The sequence below is a fragment of the Paenibacillus sedimenti genome, assembly GCF_014534655.1.
GTDB classification, from domain to species: Bacteria; Bacillota; Bacilli; order Paenibacillales; family NBRC-103111; genus Paenibacillus_E; species Paenibacillus_E sedimenti.
This window is the reverse complement of the sequence record NZ_JACVVD010000003.1, coordinates 182,262-199,046: the sequence shown is the minus strand read 5'-3', so window position 1 is coordinate 199,046 and position 16,785 is coordinate 182,262. Positions and strand designations below refer to the sequence as shown.

Genomic DNA, 16,785 nt, shown 5'->3' with positions numbered 1-16,785 from the left:
GGCAACATATCTTTTTTTATTTTATGAATATAATGTCGAATTAAGAAGGAATCAATAGGGTTAGTGTTGAATTATTACTCAACCAATCTATAGAAAGTGGGTATTTTTAAATGTCTCTTTTAGACAAGCCCAGTTGGAATTTGATGGAGCGTACGCTTGATGCGTCGTCCCTAAGACAAAAAGTAGTAGCGAATAATGTCGCTAATGTTGATACACCGTTTTTCAAACGTTCAGATGTCATGTTTGAAGAGCTCTTACAAGGGCAAATGGGTTCATCAACGCGTTCAATAGAAGGTTATCGGACAGATCGCAGGCATTTTTACATTGGAAAATCTCCGAGTGTGATCGCTCCGGAAATTAAAGCGGATGAAAAAACTGCGATCAATAACAATATGAATAACGTCGATATGGACTATGAGATGTCATTGATGGCCAAAAATCAGCTCAAGTATAATGCTTTAATTCAACAAATGAACAGTGAGTTCAAAAAGATGCATACTGTCTTGGGAGGGAAGTAATAAACGATGAGACTTACGAACGGATTTGATATTAGTTCGTCCGCGCTTACCGCTCAACGTTTGAGAATGGATGTAATATCGTCCAACATCGCAAACGCTGACACGACCCGGGCCAAATTAGTTGATGGGAAATGGGTGCCGTATCAAAGAAAGTTAGTATCGTTTGAAACGAAATCACAACCAAGCTTTGCTCAAACATTGCAAACGGCAATGGCTGATGGGACTGGCGAGGGCGTAAGAGTAAATAAAATTATTGATGATACATCACCGCTCAAACAAGTTTACAATCCAGCTCATCCTGATGCGGATACTAATGGATTTGTATATATGCCTAACGTTGATGTGCTTAAGGAAATGGTTGACATGATTTCGGCAACAAGATCTTATGAAGCCAATGTCACTGCGCTTAACGCTAGTAAATCGATGATAACAAAAGCTTTGGAAATTGGCAGATAACTATTAAAGGAGGCTCATCATGTTTGACAAGATCAGCTACAGTCCGATAAATATTATGAGCTCCGTTCAGCCTAAAGATAACTCAGGCGAAGGTGCGGCGGATTTGGGGAAAAAATTCGGATCATTCTTGAATGATGCGATGAATAATTTGAATGCACAGCAACAGCAAGTCGATCAGTTGAATCAGAGTTTTATTAAAGGTGAGCTTTCTGATGTTCATCAACTGACCATCGCTTCTGAGAAAGCTTCATTAGGACTGGAATTGACCGTACAGGTTAGAAATAAGGTTCTGGAAGCTTATCAAGAAATGATGAGAATGCAGCTATGATTTCATTTTGTGCTGCTAAACTTTGGTCAATGAGGTGACACCGTGAATGAGAACCTGCTCCAATATTGGGAAAAGGTGAAACAATATTGGAATCGATACAGTAGAACGACGAAAATCACATTCATAGCTACGGTTTTTCTATTGGTTCTTACTGCAGCAATTATCAGCTTTAATCTATCCAAGACTGAGTATTCGTTAGCCTTTACGGATTTGCAGCCAAGCGATGCTGCATCGATCAAAAATTATTTGGATACGGCTAAGATTCCATATCATCTGAGTGGCGATGGTAAAAGTATCGAAGTTCCTACGAGTGAAGTTGCCAATGTGAAACTAGCCGTTGAATCTCAAGGGTTGAACAAGAATGGTTCATTGGGTTTCGGTGCTTTTAGCGGCAATAGTTCATTTGGCATCACAGATAACGAGTTTAAAGTTAAATATCTTAACGCTGTACAGGGTGAACTTCAACAACTGATCAACTCAAATCAGGGGATCAGCAGCTCCAAGGTGCTAATCACACTTCCGGAAGATGGTCCGTTTTTAAAGCAGCAACAAGAACAAGCGACTGCATCCGTTGTGCTTCAACTAAAACCGGGCTACACGATGGATCAGCCGAAAATCGATACGATCTATAATTTAGTATCACACAGTGTCAAAAATCTCCCTTTGGAGAATATCACCATCTCCGACCAATACGGAGAGAGCTTGAACTCCTCCAAGACAGGCGGACAAACTGCAGCAAATCTGGTGACAAGTCAAGCGGAAATCAATAATCAATTCCGTAACGATTTACAAAAGAATATTAGCAGTATGCTGGGGACCATGCTTGGTCGCGATAAAGTCATCGTGAGTGTATTCTCAACAATGAACTTTGATCAGAAGAAAAGCAAAGAGCAACTGGTTAGTGCTCCAAATCAGGTGGATCAAAGAGGGTTGGAAATCTCTCTGCAGGAAGCAACCGAGTCGTATCAGAATGACGGAGCGACGAACGGGGGAGTTCCTGGAACGGGTACAACAGATGTGCCGGGATATCCGGGATCATCCGGCTCCGGTCAATCGAATTCCGAAAAGAATAGCAAGACCGTGAACTATGAAGTAAATCGCATTACTAACGATATTATCTCTACACCTTATGTAGTTAAGGATTTAAGCATCAATGTAGGGATTGAACCTCCGCTTAAGGACGATCCAAACTCCTTGACTGCTGAAACGAAGGCAGCAGTTCAGGCCGCCCTGGTTAATATCGTCAGAACCGCTCTTGCTGACAATAAGGTTACTTATACAGACGCAGAATTGCAGCAAAAAGTTACAGTGTTTGCACATTCATTTGTCCGACCGGCAGATGCAGCGGCTACAAAGACGGCAACATACTTGACTTATGGCGGATTAGCGCTTGCGGCGCTAGTTTTAGGAGTAATTGGCGGCTTAATTCTTAGAAAACGTAAAAAAGCTGCTCAACAGTTGGAAGAAGAACTTAATATGCCGGCTGCGAAGGCAGAGCTTCCGACGATCGATATCGAAAATGTGACCAATGACAATCAAGTGCGCAAACAATTGGAAACTCTTGCGAAAAAGCGACCTGAAGATTTTGTCAATCTGCTTCGTACTTGGTTAGTAGATGAATAGAGGTGCAGATGTATGGCTAAAGCTGCTCTGCAAGGGTTAACCGGACGACAAAAGGCCGCGATTCTTTTGATCAGTTTAGGCCCTGAGGTGTCTGCTCAAATTTTTAAACATTTGCGGGAAGAGGAGATTGAGCAGTTAACGCTTGAAATTGCCAATGTCAGAAAAGTGGATTCCTTGGAGAAGGAATCCATTCTCGCGGAATTCCATCAAATCTGCTTAGCGCAGGAATTTATCTCTCAAGGCGGTATTGCTTACGCAAAAGATATTTTGGAGAAAGCACTCGGTTCTCAAAAAGCGCTGGATATTATCAATCGATTGACCGCAACTTTACAGGTAAGACCGTTTGATTTTGCCAGAAAAGCGGATCCGGCTCAAATCCTTAACTTTATTCAAAATGAAAATTCTCAAACCATCGCATTAGTCTTGTCTTATTTGCAAGCGGATCAGGCATCCATTATTTTGTCTTCACTACCACAAGAAAAGCAAGCTGACGTTGCTAAGCGGATTGCCTTAATGGACAGTACTTCACCGGAAGTTATCAGTCAGGTTGAGCGTGTACTTGAGCAGAAGCTTTCTGCAACCGTAACTCAAGATTATACGAATGCCGGCGGTATTACTGCGATCGTACAAATTCTTAACGGGGTTGACCGCGGTACGGAACGTACGATTCTCGATTCTCTTGAGATTCAAGATCCGGAACTTGCCGAAGAAATCAAAAAACGGATGTTCGTATTCGAGGATATCGTCAATATCGACAATCGTTCGATTCAACGTATTATTCGTGATATCGAAAATGCCGACTTGCAGCTTGCGCTTAAAGTGGCAAGTGAAGAAGTGCGGGATGCGCTGTTTAAAAATATGTCTAAACGGATGGCGGAAACCTTTAAGGAAGAAATGGAGTTCATGGGTCCTGTGCGTTTGCGTGACGTAGAAGAAGCGCAGACACGTATCGTTGCTACCATTCGTCGCCTGGAAGAATCAGGTGAGATCATCATCGCACGCGGTGGAGGAGATGATATTATTGTCTAATGTCATTAAATCATTTGCCTATATTCCACTAGAGGATACAAAACTTGTCGAAGCTCTAACCCCGCAGCAATTATACCGTGCCGGACTGCTTGAAGACGAAGAGGCTGCGAGAAACCAATTGACTCCGGAACAGCAGCTAGAGCTGGTAGAGGCAACAAGTATGAAGGATCAAATCCTGCAAGATGCCGAAGTTTTTGCCAATGAGCAAATCCATCTTGCGATGCAGGAGTGTGCTGCGCTTCGGGAGCAAGTGGATGTAGAGATCAACTCATGGTGGGAACAACGCCGAGCGCTAGATGAAGAGCATGTTTCGCAAGCGAGGCAGGCCGGTTTTGAAGAAGGGTATCAGCAAGGGATTGAACAAGCTGAAAGTATACTTCGACAAGAATATAATGAAATGCTATCCGAAGCCCGTACCATATTGGAACAAGCCTATACGCTTAAGCAGCAAATTATTCAAGAGTCCGAACCTTTTCTCATTGAATTAAGCACTTCCATCGCTGAGAAAGTGATTGGTCGCCAATTGAGCTTAAATCCGGATTGGGTTCTGGAACTCGTTCAAAAGGTTCTTTCGCGCCGGCGTGAAAAAGGAATTATTACTTTGTGCGTGATGCCGTCTCAATTTGCTTATATACAGGATGCCCGTGAGGAATTACTAACATCGATTGATTCGCAAGCAGAACTTGAGATCATTCCTGATTCCTCTGTACAAGATCATGGATGTGTCATTCGATCTTCTTATGGCAGTATTGATGCCAGAGTCGATACGCAGCTTAAAGAAATTAAATCAGCCCTGCGGCAAATCGCCATACAAAGTGAGGGGACTGAATGATGAGCTACTCCGTGCCGTCGGCAGATAAATACAAAGAGCTTCTAAATTCAATTGATCCTGTCAGCGTCAATGGAAAAGTGACTCAAGTCATTGGTTTAACTGTAGAATCCGAAGGCCCGGATGTAAGTATCGGTGATCTCTGCTACATTTATCCGCATAAATCAAATAAGCCTTTGAAAGCGGAAGTTGTTGGTTTTCGCAGCAATAAGGTCGTTTTAATGCCCTTAGGCGAATTAGATGCCATAGGACCTGGATGCGACGTTGTAGGAACGGGAAAGCCGTTAACCGTACAGGTAGGTCATGAGCTTCTTGGCAAGGTGCTTGATGGATTAGGACAGCCGCTCGATGGTTCGTTTTTGCCATCCAGAATGGCTCAATATTCAACGAATAACGCGCCTAGCAATCCTTTAACCCGTCCACGTGTTCTTCATCCGATTTCGGTAGGCGTTCGTTGCATTGACGGCTTGCTCACGATCGGCAAAGGTCAGCGTGTTGGTATTTTCGCAGGATCCGGTGTCGGCAAAAGTACGCTAATGGGCATGATCGCTCGTAACACATCTGCTGATGTCAATGTCATCGCGCTCATCGGTGAGCGGGGCAGAGAGGTGCTTGATTTTATTGAAAGAGACTTAGGCCCAGAGGGTCTTGCCAGATCGGTTGTTATCGTTGCAACCTCCGATCAACCAGCGTTAATCCGTATCAAAGGCGCGATGATCGCTACAAGCATTGCTGAATATTTCCGTGATCGTGGACTCAATGTCATGATGATGATGGATTCTGTGACACGATTTGCAATGGCCCAGCGGGAAGTTGGCTTAGCCGTAGGAGAACCGCCGGCTACTCGCGGTTATACTCCTTCCGTCTTTGCAATGCTGCCGCGATTGTTGGAACGATCAGGAACAGGGCCCAAAGGGTCCATTACAGCGTTCTATACGGTTCTGGTAGATGGTGACGATATGAATGAGCCGATCGCTGATGCTGTGCGCGGTATTTTGGACGGCCATATTGTATTGAATCGCAGCATAGCGAACAAAGGACATTATCCGGCTGTGGATGTATTATCCAGCGTGAGCCGCGTAATGAAGGAAATTGTCCCTCATGAACATATGGAAGCAGCTGATCAACTGAAGCGACTTCTTTCCATATATAAAGATTCGGAAGACCTCATTAATATCGGGGCGTATCAAAAAGGTTCGAATCCAAATATCGATACTGCGATCGAAAATATAGAAGCAATTTGGAATTACACGAAGCAAAGAACGAGTGAAAAATTAACGTTTGATGAAGCGCAGGAACGCTTGATTCATGAATTTTACAGGGGATGAGGGGCCTGAATGAAATTTCGCTATTCTTTCCAGCAAATTGTGGATCTCAAAAATAATGAAAGAACTCAGGCCGAATGGATCCTCTCTGAAGCCATCGGTCAATTGCGGAATGAAGAAACCAATCTTCACGGTTTATGCGAAGAGAAAGCTAAACTTCATAATCAGATGGCAGATGCTTCCGGGAATTCAGTGATGATATCAGAAATGTTGCTTTTACAAAATTATATGAATCATCTGGATCAGCAAATCATGCGCAAACACCAAGATATTCAAAAGGCACAGCATGTTGTGGAAAAGAAGCAGGAGCATCTGTCCGAAAGAATGATCGATGAGAAAGTATGGACGAAAGCCAGAGAGAAGGCCTACCATCAGTTTCAATCTTTTGTCGCGAAGAAGGAGCAGGAAGCTCTGGATGAGATGGCCACGAACCGATTCAAGCGTTTATCGTATTGAAACGTGAAGGAGGGAACAGGGAATGGCCGATACGAGCATGGAAGGTACATCTTATAGTGCATTAGAGCGATTCTTGATATGGTTTGTCATCCCATTTGTATTTACGGCGGTATTGCTCTTCGTTTTGCTGTCAATCTTCGACTACGATATTAAGAGCAGCATTCAGAAGGCGCTTCACAATACGCCTGTGATAGGCAGTATTGTACCAGCGCCAAAGGAGAAAACTGTCGTTGCTAGTACAGGAAAAACTCCGACAGATGAAGAGAGTCTCAAGGGCAAGGATGAAGTGATTGCTAAGCTGAGCGCTAGAGTTGCTGAATTGGAAGCTGCGCTCACAAAGTCGGAAGGCACGGCTGAACAAAAAGATCAATCTTTAAAGGATGCACAAGTAAAAACGGCAGAACTTGAAGAGAAGCTGAAAGATAAGACGCAAACTGAAGAAGAGTACAACAATCAAATTACACAGCTCGCTAACTTATATGCGAAAATGACGCCAAGCAAAGCGGCTCCTATCATCGAGAATTTAACGCCTAAAGAAATGGTGCTTGTATTTTCCATGATGAAAACCGAAAGTCGAGGAGCCATCTTAGAAAAAATGGATGCCAAAAAGGCAGCTGAAGCTTCGATCGGTTTAAAAGATGTCGTTCCCGTACGGGATAAAGAAATCGCAGCACTTCAAGAAAGACTCGCCTTGAATGGCGTTAAAGACACAAGCAAAGCTTCGACTTCCGTGAGTAAGGAAGATTTGGGACAAACGTTTGCTAACATGACGCCGAAAAGTGCGTCAAATGTACTGTTAGAAATGAATAAGTCAAACCCGGATAAGGTTCTTGCGATTCTAAGTGGTATGGACAACGCTTCTCGTTCGAAAGTCATGTCTTCTTTGTCAGATGCCAACAAAGAAATAGCAGCTTCTATAACTGCAAAGTTAGCCAATTAACAGCTTCTTACTTTATGAAGGGAGGTGAAAAAATGGATGTACAATTGCCAATTGGGCCATCATCAAGTACGCAATCTCCTTCCGGAACTGCTTCGACTTCAACAGTAACGGGTAAAGCTAAGGCCACTGTTGAAACTCAGGATTCATTTAATCAATTATTAAGCGGTCAGCTTGGGCAAACATCGACAGACGCTGCTGATACTTCTGACGAAGCTGCTTCTTTGGCGGCGCTGCTTCAAATGCTTCAAAGTTTAACCATGCCGATGCAAAGTGCACTTCAGAATGAGCCATTGAACACGGATGAATCGTCTGAAACGCAAACTCTTCCGGAAATGCTGCTGCAGGTGATGAACACGAATGCTGGTTTGGCAGAGCAATTATTACAAGATCCAAGAATGAAACAATGGTTTGAACAAGCGGAGCAATTGTTGAGTTCTCTTAGCGACAGCCAGTCGACCCCTGCTTTTTCATTGATAAGGGGATCTAGTCTTCAACCTGCACATACGATGAATTTACAGGCGCAGAATACATTGTTGACACTTGCTTCGTTAACCAAACAGCAACCGGATAATCCTATTTTGCAATATTTAAATCAGGATTTGCAAAATGCGATTGAACCTTTGCTTCCACAATTAAAGGCAGGTTCGAACGCTTCAATAGCTGTGAAAGAACAAACAGCTAAAGTTTCGCAAGAATCAGCAGGCTCCGAAGAGGCCGGTTTAAGTGAGGTTCACCCTGCTAGCTTGCGTACTCTTCACAAACGTACATACGAGCCGGCTGCTGAGCAGATGCAAACTTCGAATAGCGCAACGGTGATACAGCCTACTCTGTCTAAGCTTGAAATGCTTGCGGTCAAAAATGCCATGAATGTACCAGCAATTCAATCCATTATGAGTACTGAAGTTCCTATAGAGCCGGATCAAGCACTTCCTACGGAAGTTTCTGGAATTTCAAATCCGATGACTACGCTTACCGATTTGCAAAAAGCACAGCTGGCTTCTACACCGCTGGAAAAACCAGTCGCACAAACGATGAATGCTTCTAACTTCTCAGAAGAGATGACCGAGCATGTTTTGAAAAGTATGAAGATCACACTGGCAGATGGTATCTCAGAAGCCAAAATATCTTTATTCCCTAAAAACTTAGGCCACATTGACGTAAAAATCACGATGCACGAAGGGCAACTTGTAGCTCAATTTGCTGCAGATACCCTTGCCGGCAAACAGATGCTTGAAAGCCAACTCTCGCAGTTAAGGCAATCATTGCAAACGCAAGGTTTGCAAGTTGAGAAGCTGGAGGTAACACAAAGTGCAAACATGCAATCCAGCATGTTCCAGGATCAGCGTCAGGGTCAGTTTTCTAATCAATCGCAGCGTCAGAACAAAAATCGTTCTGTAGATTATGATGCTGACTCGTCAGATTTTAATCAGGGAATTGAAAACGTCGTACAGCCACGTTCAGGTGTATATGGTAATTCTTTCGACGTGATTGCTTAATGAATGAAGAGATGGCAGGAATCTGGAGGTGAAACTATGGCTACAGATCCAATCGTTGGCAATGTGACGGATATGATAAATACCGGGAAAAATGCGAAAACAAAGGAAAAGGACGGAAACGCGTTAGGTAAAGACGATTTCCTTAAAATCCTGATTACTCAACTGCAAAATCAAGATCCTACTCAGCCTTTGCAAGACAAAGAGTTTATTGCACAGATGGCTCAATTTACATCGGTTGAGCAATTGACGAACATGGCAAGTGAAATGAAATTAATGCGTCAATCTTTGGGGTTTGTTTCCGGGATGATCGGCAAATCGATTACATGGACCGCTACGGATTCCTCAGGAGCGTCCATTGAGAAGTCGGGCATTGTTGATTCCATTACATTTAAAGATGGCAATCAATATGCCAACGTGAAAGGAGAGGAAATTTCTCTGGATAAACTCAAGAAAATTGAGAACCCCGGAGAAACCAAATGACGGAGCGAATATCCATTGGGCAGCTTTATCCGAATGCGGTTCCTCCAGCGTCCACGAGACGAACACAACCTGTTCAGCAACCGGTATCTAACTCCGGTAAACCTACATTTCATAAACTTCTTCAGGATCAATATGTTCGTTTCAGTCATCATGCAGAGGTTAGGCTACAAGAAAGAGGCATCCAATTACAGCCGGAGCAACTGGATAAAATTAGTTCTGCCATTGACAAGGCGGCTGCTAAAGGAGCAAAAGATGCTTTGATGCTTTTGAATGGCAATGCGCTTATCGTCAATGTCCCTAATCGCACTGTAGTGACAGCGCTAGATGGAAAGTCGATGAATGAACATGTTTTCACGCAGATTGATAGTGCCGTTATTATTTCTTAACCATCAGGCTGGACCGATCAAGGAAGCCTGGAGCTGTGGAACGAATGAAGCAGCTCAATTTATTTAGAACACCTATAGGAGGCATCTTACATGTTAAGATCTTTGTACTCAGGCGTTTCAGGTATGCGCGGTTTTCAAACGAAATTGGATGTCATTGGAAATAACATCGCAAACGTTAATACGATCGGATTTAAAGGAAGCCGCGTTATGTTCAAAGACATTCTGAGTCAAACCGTTTCCGGTGTCAGCGCAGCCGACGAGAACCGTGGTGGCGTGAACGCTCAACAGGTTGGACTCGGAGTCAGCATGGCTGCGATTGATACTGTTCATACAGCCGGTAGCGCGATGACGACTAACGTCGTAACGGATCTGCGTATTAACGGAGACGGTTTTTTTGCAGTAGGTACGACTGAACAAACAGAAGCGCCATATTTAACGAGATCCGGCAATTTCACATTGGATGCCAGCCGTAACCTTGTTAATGCCGAAGGCTTGAAAGTCATGGCGGCAGAGGGCGGCGGTCCGATTGTTATTCCTGATAATATCGTTTCCTTCTCCATTGCCCAGAACGGTGATATTATCGGTATTGATGAAACCGGAGCTTCGGCGTCAATCGGACTACGAGTCGGAGTCGTCAAAGTTGTCAATCCTTCGGGACTTGAGAAAATCGGTGGAAATCTGTATCGGATGACAGCGAATGCGAACCCGGAAGGAGCAATTGAAGTCGGCGCTGCAGGCAATCCGGAAACGGGGACAGGAACAATTATTTCTGGCCAGTTGGAAATGTCTAACGTTGACTTGACCGGTGAATTTACGGAAATGATTGTTGCCCAGCGCGGATTCCAAGCAAACTCACGTATCATCACTACTTCTGATGAAGTTCTGCAAGAAGTAGTTAACCTTAAGCGTTAATAATTAAGAATATTTAGAGGGGGAGTTAACCTCCCCCGACTAGATGCAGGAGGAAATGATGATTTCTCTCACTCGATTAAACGGTAAGACGATTTTTCTGAATGCGATCTTAATTGAAATGATCGAAGAGACTCCTGACACCATGATTACATTGACAACAGGAAAGAAAATCACGGTACTAGAGAAAGCTGATGTTGTGGTAAGCTTAGTGCGAACCTACATGCAGGAAATCGGCTCGATCCGAGCTACTATAAAGTCCAGGGATGCGGAGGGCTCGTAGGTGTTTAAGAACAAAATTTTTATACTCATTGTTTCTATTTTGATCGCGATTACACTGATTTTGACAGCTGCGTTTGTATTATGGAACTTTATGGAGAAAAGTAATCAATCCAAAGATCCGGCAGGACAAGCTCAAGATGCTGTTGCCAGCGTGAAGCCGACGAAACCGCCGTCAGCTGAAACCGTCAAAGCGAACACGGCAATCATTAAAGATATTTTGACCAATTTATCCGGCAGTCAAAATTTTATTAAAATCAGCTTCGCTTTTGAATTAGAAAACAGTAAAGGCAAGGCAGAATTTGATAGCTTGCTAGACTCAGCTGTAAAAGGAATGATTGTTCAAACGCTTGGTGACATGACGAAGGAACAAATCGAAGGCAGCAAAGGCTCGGACAGCCTAACTTCAACGTTAATGAACAAATTGAACCCATTATTACACGACGGTAAAATCAAGCAAATTTGGATAACTGATAAAGTGCTTCAATAGCTCGCTGAACTTGCTTTAAGGAGGTGACTCTTATGGTTGATGTGTTGTCGCAAAATGAGATCGATGCCTTGCTCGCTGCTTTGTCCTCAGGTGAAATGGATGCTGATGAGCTTAAGAAAGAGGAGACGCAGAAAAAAGTACGGGCCTATGACTTTAAGCGAGCTGTACGCTTCTCTAAAGATCATATTCGAAGTTTAACTCGGATTCACGAGAACTTTGCACGATATTTGACGACTTATTTTTCCGCGCAGCTTCGTACATTCGTTCAGATCAACGTCGTTCAAGTCGAACAACTTCCCTATGACGAGTTTATTCGCTCGATCCCGAAAATGACCATTTTGAACATCTTTGAAGCAGAGCCTTTAGAGGGTCGAATGGTGCTTGAGGTTCACCCCAATGTTGCTTTTGCCATGTTGGACCGTTTGTTAGGTGGTGCGGGTACAACGCCTACCAAAATCAATGCTTTAACCGAAATCGAAACAATCGTAATGGAACGAATTTTCAGCAGAGCATTTGATAGCTTGCAGGAGGCATGGAAGACTGTTGTGGATATTCAGCCTCGTTTAGAAGCTCTGGAAACGAATCCGCAATTTATGCAAATTGTATCGCCGAATGAAACGATTGCGCTTATATCATTAAGTACTAAAATTGGTGATACGACCGGAATGATTAACTTATGTATTCCCCACGTCGTTATCGAACCGATTATGCCTCGGCTATCTGTGCATCATTGGTTTGTTTCACAGAAAAAGACGAGGGCACCGGAAGAAGTGGATGCACTTCAATCACGCTTGGAAAAAGCCAAGTTGCCTCTCATCGCAGAACTGGGAACATCTGAGATCTCGATACGCGAATTTTTGAGCTTATCTGTAGGCGATGTCATCCCGCTGCGTAAACCCGTCGAAGATTCGCTTCAAGTCAAAGTTGGCGAGAAGCTAAAATATCTTGGAAACCCTGGTAGCGTAAAAGGGAAGATGGCTGTACAAATTACTGATATCGTACATGAAGGAGAAGAAGATAATGACGGGTAATAACAGAGATTATTTGTCTCAGGAAGAGATCGATGCCTTGTTAAAACAGACATCGGATGATAGCTCAAGCTCAGACTCTTCCTTTCATGGGCATCCGAAAGTAGAGGATTTCCTGTCTTCTCTGGAACAAGATGCGCTTGGTGAAATTGGCAACATCACGTTCGGTAGTGCTGCCACAGCTCTTTCGACATTACTGGGCAAAAAAGTCGATATTACGACACCGAAGGTTTCCGTTATTGCAAAGGAAGAATTAGAAGAGCAGTTTCCGAAGCCTCATGTAGCCGTTCATGTGAACTATGTTGATGGCTTTGACGGTATCAACCTGCTCGTCATTAAAACGCGCGATGCTCAGGTAATAGCCGACCTGATGATGGGTGGAGATGGCACAGGCGGGGATGAGAACCTCAGTGAAATTCATGTCAGCGCTGTCCAGGAAGCCATGAATCAAATGATGGGATCATCGGCGACTTCTATGTCTACTATTTTTAATCGATTTGTCAATATCTCTCCTCCAGGAATCGACATATTAAATTTGTCGAAAGGAGAAGGAAAATTGCCTGATGAGGACGTATTTATTAAAATATCGTTCCGACTGACGATTGGCGATCTCATTGATTCCAACATCATGCAGCTGCTTCCTGTTCCTTTTGCCAAAGAAATGGTTTCGATTCTCATGGGAGGAGATTCAGATGCTGCTATGGAAGCGGCCCCTGCTGCGCAAGCACCAGCAGCAACGCCAACTCCAACTCCAGCTCCAAGGCAAGAAGTTCATACACCGCCTCCTGCTGCGGCCCAACCAACGTACGAGCAGCCGATGCACCAGCAGCCGGTATATGAACAACCGATGTATCAGCAGCCGCCGATGGGACAACCGATGTATCCGCCGATGTACACGCCTCAGCAGCCAATGTATCAGCAACCGCCAGCGGCTTACAGTGGTGTGCCCAATCGGAATGTGAATGTTCAACCGGTACAATTTGGCAATTTGCAATCAGGATCAATGGCGCATGCAGATGATACGAACCTTAATTTACTACTGGATATACCGCTTAAGGTGACTGTAGAATTGGGGAGAACACACAAGGTGATAAAAGACATCTTGGAACTGTCCCAGGGATCGATCATCGAATTGGATAAACTTGCAGGTGAACCGGTAGATATCTTGGTTAACAATAAGCTGATTGCCAAAGGCGAAGTCGTCGTTATCGATGAAAACTTCGGGGTTCGTGTCACTGATATTGTGAATCAGTGGGAACGAATCCAAAAGTTACAATAACTTAATTATTAGGGGGACTATTTACTAATGGCAAACCGTATTCTTATCGTGGATGATGCAGCTTTTATGAGAATGATGATTCGTGATATTTTGTCGAAAAATGGTTATGAAGTTTGTGGCGAAGCCAATGATGGCGCGCAAGCAATTGAGAAGTATAAAGAGTTGAAACCGGACCTAGTTACTATGGATATCACAATGCCTGAGATGGATGGTATTCAAGCGCTGAAAGAAATTAAGAAGTTAGAGCCAAACGCTAAGGTTATTATGTGTTCCGCTATGGGCCAACAAGCAATGGTTATTGACGCGATCCAAGCAGGGGCTAAAGATTTCATCGTGAAGCCTTTCCAAGCGGACCGTGTTATCGAAGCAATTAAAAAGACTCTGGGATAACCGTTCATGATCGATTGAGTCTTACATAATCCGAAAGGGATGTGGCTATGAGAAGACTCCAATCCAAACAACTGTTAATTGCTGCTTATAGCCTGGTCATTTTCCTTTTTGCACAGACCGTATGCTTCGCCGCTGAATCTGAACCAGGACAAAATCTTCCTGGTTCCGAGTTCACGACAACGGATTCATTTGATTCTGTTGCTATGATAGGCAAAGTCATTTTCTTTCTTATCTTCATTATTCTCTTGTTTTTAGTTCTTATTAAATATATTGCCAAGAAAAATAAAGGTTCCTTCTTTGGCAACTCGGTTCGTTCTCTAGGCGGAGTACCGCTTGGTCAAAACAAATCGATACAAATTGTTGAAATCGGTCATTCACTCTTCGTAGTTGGCGTCGGTGACAATATTCAATTGCTGGATAAAATCAATGACGCCGATGAAGTGACCTATATCACTGAACTACTTTCTTCTACGCAGGATCAACGTGCTGGCTTTGACTCATTAAGTAAATGGTTGAGCAAGCTCCCTATTAGGAAGAAGGAAATCGAGGAGGATGTAGAAATTACTTCATCATTCCAACAAGTGTTCCACGATAAGCTGCAGCGGGTTACAAATCGTAACAAGAACGTAGAAGAATGGCTCTCGGATCAAAAACAAAAAGATCGGTTGAATGGCGAATGAAAAGAAACAAGTTAGTAGTATTGGTTTTATTGCTGGTCATATCGATTTTCGTTTTATCGCTCACAGCATCTGCCGCGGAGACCGATCCGAGCAATCCAATTCCCGGATTAAATGTCAATATTGGATCAAGCGGTACTGCAGGATCATCGAATACAGTTACGCTTTTGCTATTATTAACCGTATTAAGTCTAGCGCCTTCATTTCTCATCTTAATGACAAGCTTTACGCGTATTGTAATTGTGCTTGGTTTCGTTCGTACATCACTCGGAACCCAGCAGATGCCGCCTAATCAGGTTTTAATCGGACTCGCTCTGTTTTTAACCTTTTTTATCATGTCTCCAACTTTGGGACAGGTTAATCAAACCGCTTTGCAGCCCTATCTGAAAGGCGAGATCAATCAAACGCAAGCATTTCAGAAAGCCGCAGTTCCGATGAAAGAATTCATGTTTAAGCATACGCGCCAAAAAGACTTGAAGTTGTTTCTAGACTATACGAAAGCACAAGCGCCTACTGGTGTAGAAGATATTCCGATTACAGCACTCGTGCCGGCATATGCAATTAGTGAACTCAAGTCAGCTTTTCAAATGGGTTTCATGATTTTCATTCCGTTCTTGGTTATTGATATGGTTGTTTCCAGTACCCTGATGGCGATGGGGATGATGATGCTGCCGCCCGTTATGATTTCACTGCCTTTCAAGATCCTTCTGTTCATTCTAGTTGATGGTTGGTATCTCGTTGTGAAGTCATTGCTGCTTAGCTACAGCACATGATCATGATTACGGAGGTCTCCTATGGGTTCTGAATTCGTTATTCGTATCGCCGGTGAAGCTGTTTATACGGTACTCAAAGCTAGTGCCCCGATGCTGATCATTGGCTTAGTAGTAGGCTTAATCATTAGTATCTTTCAAGCAACTACGCAAATTCAGGAGCAAACGCTAGCCTTTGTTCCAAAAATCGTGGCCGTGCTCCTGTCCATATTGATTTTTGGGCCATGGATCATGAACACATTGGTCGATTTTACTTATAATTTGCTGAACAACCTTTACAAATTCGTTGGTTAGGTTGTGAGGGAGATGGAACTCTTTTTTAAAGTTCTACCTAGTTTTTTGCTTATCTTTTGTCGAATCACATCATTTTTTGTCGTCGTTCCTGTGTTGTCTTCAAGAAATGTTCCAACGATGTTCAAGATCGGCTTATCCATCTTTATTTCTTTAATTGCTTTTACGACGCTCAGTATAAATGAACCCGTGCTGATTGATGGGCAGTACGTATTGTTAATCTTACGTGAAATGCTGGTTGGGATTGTACTTGGGTTTCTTGCTTACATTTTTTTCACAGTCGTACAAACAGCAGGCGCTATTATGGATATGCAGATTGGTTTTAGTATGGCAAATGTCATTGACCCGTTAACCGGCGTATCAACCCCCATGTTGGGGAATCTGAAGTACATGGTTGCGGTGCTGCTCTTTCTAACGTTCGATGGACACCATTACTTTATCAGGGCGATTATTGACAGCTATCAGTGGATCCCTTTGAATAATCAGCTATTTGATCGGATCTACAATGGTCAAATATCGGACTTTCTTTTTCAATCGTTCTCCAAAATGTTTTACTTATCTTTTCAATTAGCCGCTCCGGTGGTTGCCGCACTTTTTTTAGCAGACTTAGGGTTAGGACTTTTGACGCGGGTTGCCCCGCAGTTCAATATTTTCGTCATTGGTGCGCCCCTGAAAAGATCCTGGGATTCGTTCTGCTGATTTTCTTGTTCCCGGAACTGATTTCGCAATTCCAAAGCTTGTTTGTAACCATGTTCAATTCAATGGAAAAGCTGCTGCAGCTCATTAGCGGCGCTCAACCAACATCT

At 43.4% G+C, this 16,785-nt stretch carries 22 protein-coding genes; all 22 read left to right on the top strand.

All coding sequences use genetic code 11. The annotated features are described in order from the left end of the window. Positions 1-110: 110 nt before the first annotated feature. The 22 genes from flgB to fliR all read left to right on the top strand — a co-directional run bounded on the left by flgB (position 111) and on the right by fliR (position 16,678). A complete protein-coding gene (gene flgB, locus ICC18_RS09545; RefSeq protein WP_188174170.1) occupies positions 111-518 on the top strand; it encodes a flagellar basal body rod protein FlgB in 408 nt (135 codons plus the stop codon). Between the two features lie 6 nt (positions 519-524). Next, a complete protein-coding gene (gene flgC / locus ICC18_RS09540) occupies positions 525-974 on the top strand; it encodes a flagellar basal body rod protein FlgC (protein ID WP_188174169.1) in 450 nt (149 codons plus the stop codon). A 55-nt stretch (positions 975-1,029) separates the two neighbouring features. Next, positions 1,030-1,302 carry a flagellar hook-basal body complex protein FliE gene (gene fliE / locus ICC18_RS09535; RefSeq protein ID WP_512699397.1) on the top strand — a complete coding sequence of 91 codons (273 nt, stop codon included), beginning with the start codon at positions 1,030-1,032 and terminating at the stop codon, positions 1,300-1,302. A 42-nt stretch (positions 1,303-1,344) separates the two neighbouring features. Then, entirely contained in the window at positions 1,345-2,925 is a 1,581-nt protein-coding gene (gene fliF, locus ICC18_RS09530; RefSeq protein ID WP_188174167.1) for a flagellar basal-body MS-ring/collar protein FliF, read from the top strand. Positions 2,926-2,937: 12 nt separating this feature from the next. Further along, positions 2,938-3,954, top strand: coding sequence for a flagellar motor switch protein FliG (gene fliG, locus ICC18_RS09525; protein WP_188174166.1), 1,017 nt, complete (start codon positions 2,938-2,940; stop codon positions 3,952-3,954). Continuing rightward, positions 3,938-4,786, top strand: a complete 849-nt coding sequence (locus ICC18_RS09520; protein WP_312029522.1) for a FliH/SctL family protein — start codon at positions 3,938-3,940, stop codon at positions 4,784-4,786. Before fliG ends, ICC18_RS09520 begins: the two co-directional genes overlap by 17 nt. Further along, the gene (gene fliI, locus ICC18_RS09515) at positions 4,786-6,111 is read left to right on the top strand and encodes a flagellar protein export ATPase FliI (protein WP_188174736.1); all 1,326 of its coding nucleotides are present in this window, start codon (positions 4,786-4,788) and stop codon (positions 6,109-6,111) included. The genes ICC18_RS09520 and fliI overlap by 1 nt, the downstream gene beginning before the upstream one ends. A gap of 9 nt (positions 6,112-6,120) precedes the next feature. Next, complete coding sequence (fliJ, locus tag ICC18_RS09510; protein WP_188174164.1) at positions 6,121-6,564, top strand: flagellar export protein FliJ; 444 nt, start codon at positions 6,121-6,123, stop codon at positions 6,562-6,564. Positions 6,565-6,601: 37 nt separating this feature from the next. Beyond that, a complete protein-coding gene (locus tag ICC18_RS09505; RefSeq protein WP_223192461.1) occupies positions 6,602-7,504 on the top strand; it encodes a MotE family protein in 903 nt (300 codons plus the stop codon). Positions 7,505-7,536: 32 nt separating this feature from the next. Further along, positions 7,537-9,000 carry a flagellar hook-length control protein FliK gene (locus tag ICC18_RS09500; RefSeq protein WP_188174162.1) on the top strand — a complete coding sequence of 488 codons (1,464 nt, stop codon included), beginning with the start codon at positions 7,537-7,539 and terminating at the stop codon, positions 8,998-9,000. 36 nt (positions 9,001-9,036) lie between these two features. Next, the gene (locus ICC18_RS09495; RefSeq protein WP_376745616.1) at positions 9,037-9,480 is read left to right on the top strand and encodes a flagellar hook capping FlgD N-terminal domain-containing protein; all 444 of its coding nucleotides are present in this window, start codon (positions 9,037-9,039) and stop codon (positions 9,478-9,480) included. Further along, complete coding sequence (locus tag ICC18_RS09490) at positions 9,477-9,866, top strand: TIGR02530 family flagellar biosynthesis protein (protein WP_188174161.1); 390 nt, start codon at positions 9,477-9,479, stop codon at positions 9,864-9,866. The genes ICC18_RS09495 and ICC18_RS09490 overlap by 4 nt, the downstream gene beginning before the upstream one ends. A gap of 90 nt (positions 9,867-9,956) precedes the next feature. Then, positions 9,957-10,778 (top strand): flagellar basal body rod protein FlgG, encoded by an 822-nt coding sequence (gene flgG / locus ICC18_RS09485; protein WP_188174160.1) that lies wholly within the window; start codon positions 9,957-9,959, stop codon positions 10,776-10,778. Positions 10,779-10,836: 58 nt separating this feature from the next. Continuing rightward, positions 10,837-11,058 carry a flagellar FlbD family protein gene (locus tag ICC18_RS09480; RefSeq protein WP_188174734.1) on the top strand — a complete coding sequence of 74 codons (222 nt, stop codon included), beginning with the start codon at positions 10,837-10,839 and terminating at the stop codon, positions 11,056-11,058. Then, positions 11,059-11,544, top strand: coding sequence for a flagellar basal body-associated FliL family protein (locus tag ICC18_RS09475; RefSeq protein ID WP_188174159.1), 486 nt, complete (start codon positions 11,059-11,061; stop codon positions 11,542-11,544). A 32-nt stretch (positions 11,545-11,576) separates the two neighbouring features. Then, positions 11,577-12,575 carry a flagellar motor switch protein FliM gene (fliM, locus tag ICC18_RS09470; RefSeq protein ID WP_188174158.1) on the top strand — a complete coding sequence of 333 codons (999 nt, stop codon included), beginning with the start codon at positions 11,577-11,579 and terminating at the stop codon, positions 12,573-12,575. After that, a complete protein-coding gene (gene fliY, locus ICC18_RS09465; RefSeq protein WP_188174157.1) occupies positions 12,565-13,851 on the top strand; it encodes a flagellar motor switch phosphatase FliY in 1,287 nt (428 codons plus the stop codon). Before fliM ends, fliY begins: the two co-directional genes overlap by 11 nt. A 27-nt stretch (positions 13,852-13,878) precedes the next feature. After that, complete coding sequence (locus ICC18_RS09460; protein ID WP_188174156.1) at positions 13,879-14,241, top strand: response regulator; 363 nt, start codon at positions 13,879-13,881, stop codon at positions 14,239-14,241. A 47-nt stretch (positions 14,242-14,288) separates the two neighbouring features. Continuing rightward, positions 14,289-14,921: a flagellar biosynthetic protein FliO gene (locus ICC18_RS09455; RefSeq protein ID WP_188174155.1), complete on the top strand. Its 633-nt coding sequence runs from the start codon at positions 14,289-14,291 to the stop codon at positions 14,919-14,921. After that, positions 14,918-15,691 (top strand): flagellar type III secretion system pore protein FliP, encoded by a 774-nt coding sequence (gene fliP / locus ICC18_RS09450; protein ID WP_188174154.1) that lies wholly within the window; start codon positions 14,918-14,920, stop codon positions 15,689-15,691. Before ICC18_RS09455 ends, fliP begins: the two co-directional genes overlap by 4 nt. Positions 15,692-15,712: 21 nt before the next feature. Further along, complete coding sequence (fliQ, locus tag ICC18_RS09445) at positions 15,713-15,982, top strand: flagellar biosynthesis protein FliQ (protein WP_188174153.1); 270 nt, start codon at positions 15,713-15,715, stop codon at positions 15,980-15,982. A gap of 12 nt (positions 15,983-15,994) precedes the next feature. Then, positions 15,995-16,678, top strand: a complete 684-nt coding sequence (gene fliR, locus ICC18_RS09440) for a flagellar biosynthetic protein FliR (protein WP_312029505.1) — start codon at positions 15,995-15,997, stop codon at positions 16,676-16,678. The last annotated feature ends 107 nt before the right edge of the window (positions 16,679-16,785 follow it).

Coding starts and splice junctions, on each gene's coding strand:
- flgB (WP_188174170.1), top strand. CDS start 111: ATGTCTCTTTTAGACAAGCCCAGTTGGAATTTGATGGAGCGTACGCTT.
- flgC (WP_188174169.1), top strand. CDS start 525: ATGAGACTTACGAACGGATTTGATATTAGTTCGTCCGCGCTTACCGCT.
- fliE (WP_512699397.1), top strand. CDS start 1,030: ATGAGCTCCGTTCAGCCTAAAGATAACTCAGGCGAAGGTGCGGCGGAT.
- fliG (WP_188174166.1), top strand. CDS start 2,938: ATGGCTAAAGCTGCTCTGCAAGGGTTAACCGGACGACAAAAGGCCGCG.
- ICC18_RS09520 (WP_312029522.1), top strand. CDS start 3,938: ATGATATTATTGTCTAATGTCATTAAATCATTTGCCTATATTCCACTA.
- fliI (WP_188174736.1), top strand. CDS start 4,786: ATGAGCTACTCCGTGCCGTCGGCAGATAAATACAAAGAGCTTCTAAAT.
- fliJ (WP_188174164.1), top strand. CDS start 6,121: ATGAAATTTCGCTATTCTTTCCAGCAAATTGTGGATCTCAAAAATAAT.
- ICC18_RS09505 (WP_223192461.1), top strand. CDS start 6,602: ATGGAAGGTACATCTTATAGTGCATTAGAGCGATTCTTGATATGGTTT.
- ICC18_RS09500 (WP_188174162.1), top strand. CDS start 7,537: ATGGATGTACAATTGCCAATTGGGCCATCATCAAGTACGCAATCTCCT.
- ICC18_RS09495 (WP_376745616.1), top strand. CDS start 9,037: ATGGCTACAGATCCAATCGTTGGCAATGTGACGGATATGATAAATACC.
- ICC18_RS09490 (WP_188174161.1), top strand. CDS start 9,477: ATGACGGAGCGAATATCCATTGGGCAGCTTTATCCGAATGCGGTTCCT.
- flgG (WP_188174160.1), top strand. CDS start 9,957: ATGTTAAGATCTTTGTACTCAGGCGTTTCAGGTATGCGCGGTTTTCAA.
- ICC18_RS09480 (WP_188174734.1), top strand. CDS start 10,837: ATGATTTCTCTCACTCGATTAAACGGTAAGACGATTTTTCTGAATGCG.
- fliM (WP_188174158.1), top strand. CDS start 11,577: ATGGTTGATGTGTTGTCGCAAAATGAGATCGATGCCTTGCTCGCTGCT.
- fliY (WP_188174157.1), top strand. CDS start 12,565: ATGACGGGTAATAACAGAGATTATTTGTCTCAGGAAGAGATCGATGCC.
- ICC18_RS09460 (WP_188174156.1), top strand. CDS start 13,879: ATGGCAAACCGTATTCTTATCGTGGATGATGCAGCTTTTATGAGAATG.
- ICC18_RS09455 (WP_188174155.1), top strand. CDS start 14,289: ATGAGAAGACTCCAATCCAAACAACTGTTAATTGCTGCTTATAGCCTG.
- fliP (WP_188174154.1), top strand. CDS start 14,918: ATGAAAAGAAACAAGTTAGTAGTATTGGTTTTATTGCTGGTCATATCG.
- fliQ (WP_188174153.1), top strand. CDS start 15,713: ATGGGTTCTGAATTCGTTATTCGTATCGCCGGTGAAGCTGTTTATACG.
- fliR (WP_312029505.1), top strand. CDS start 15,995: ATGGAACTCTTTTTTAAAGTTCTACCTAGTTTTTTGCTTATCTTTTGT.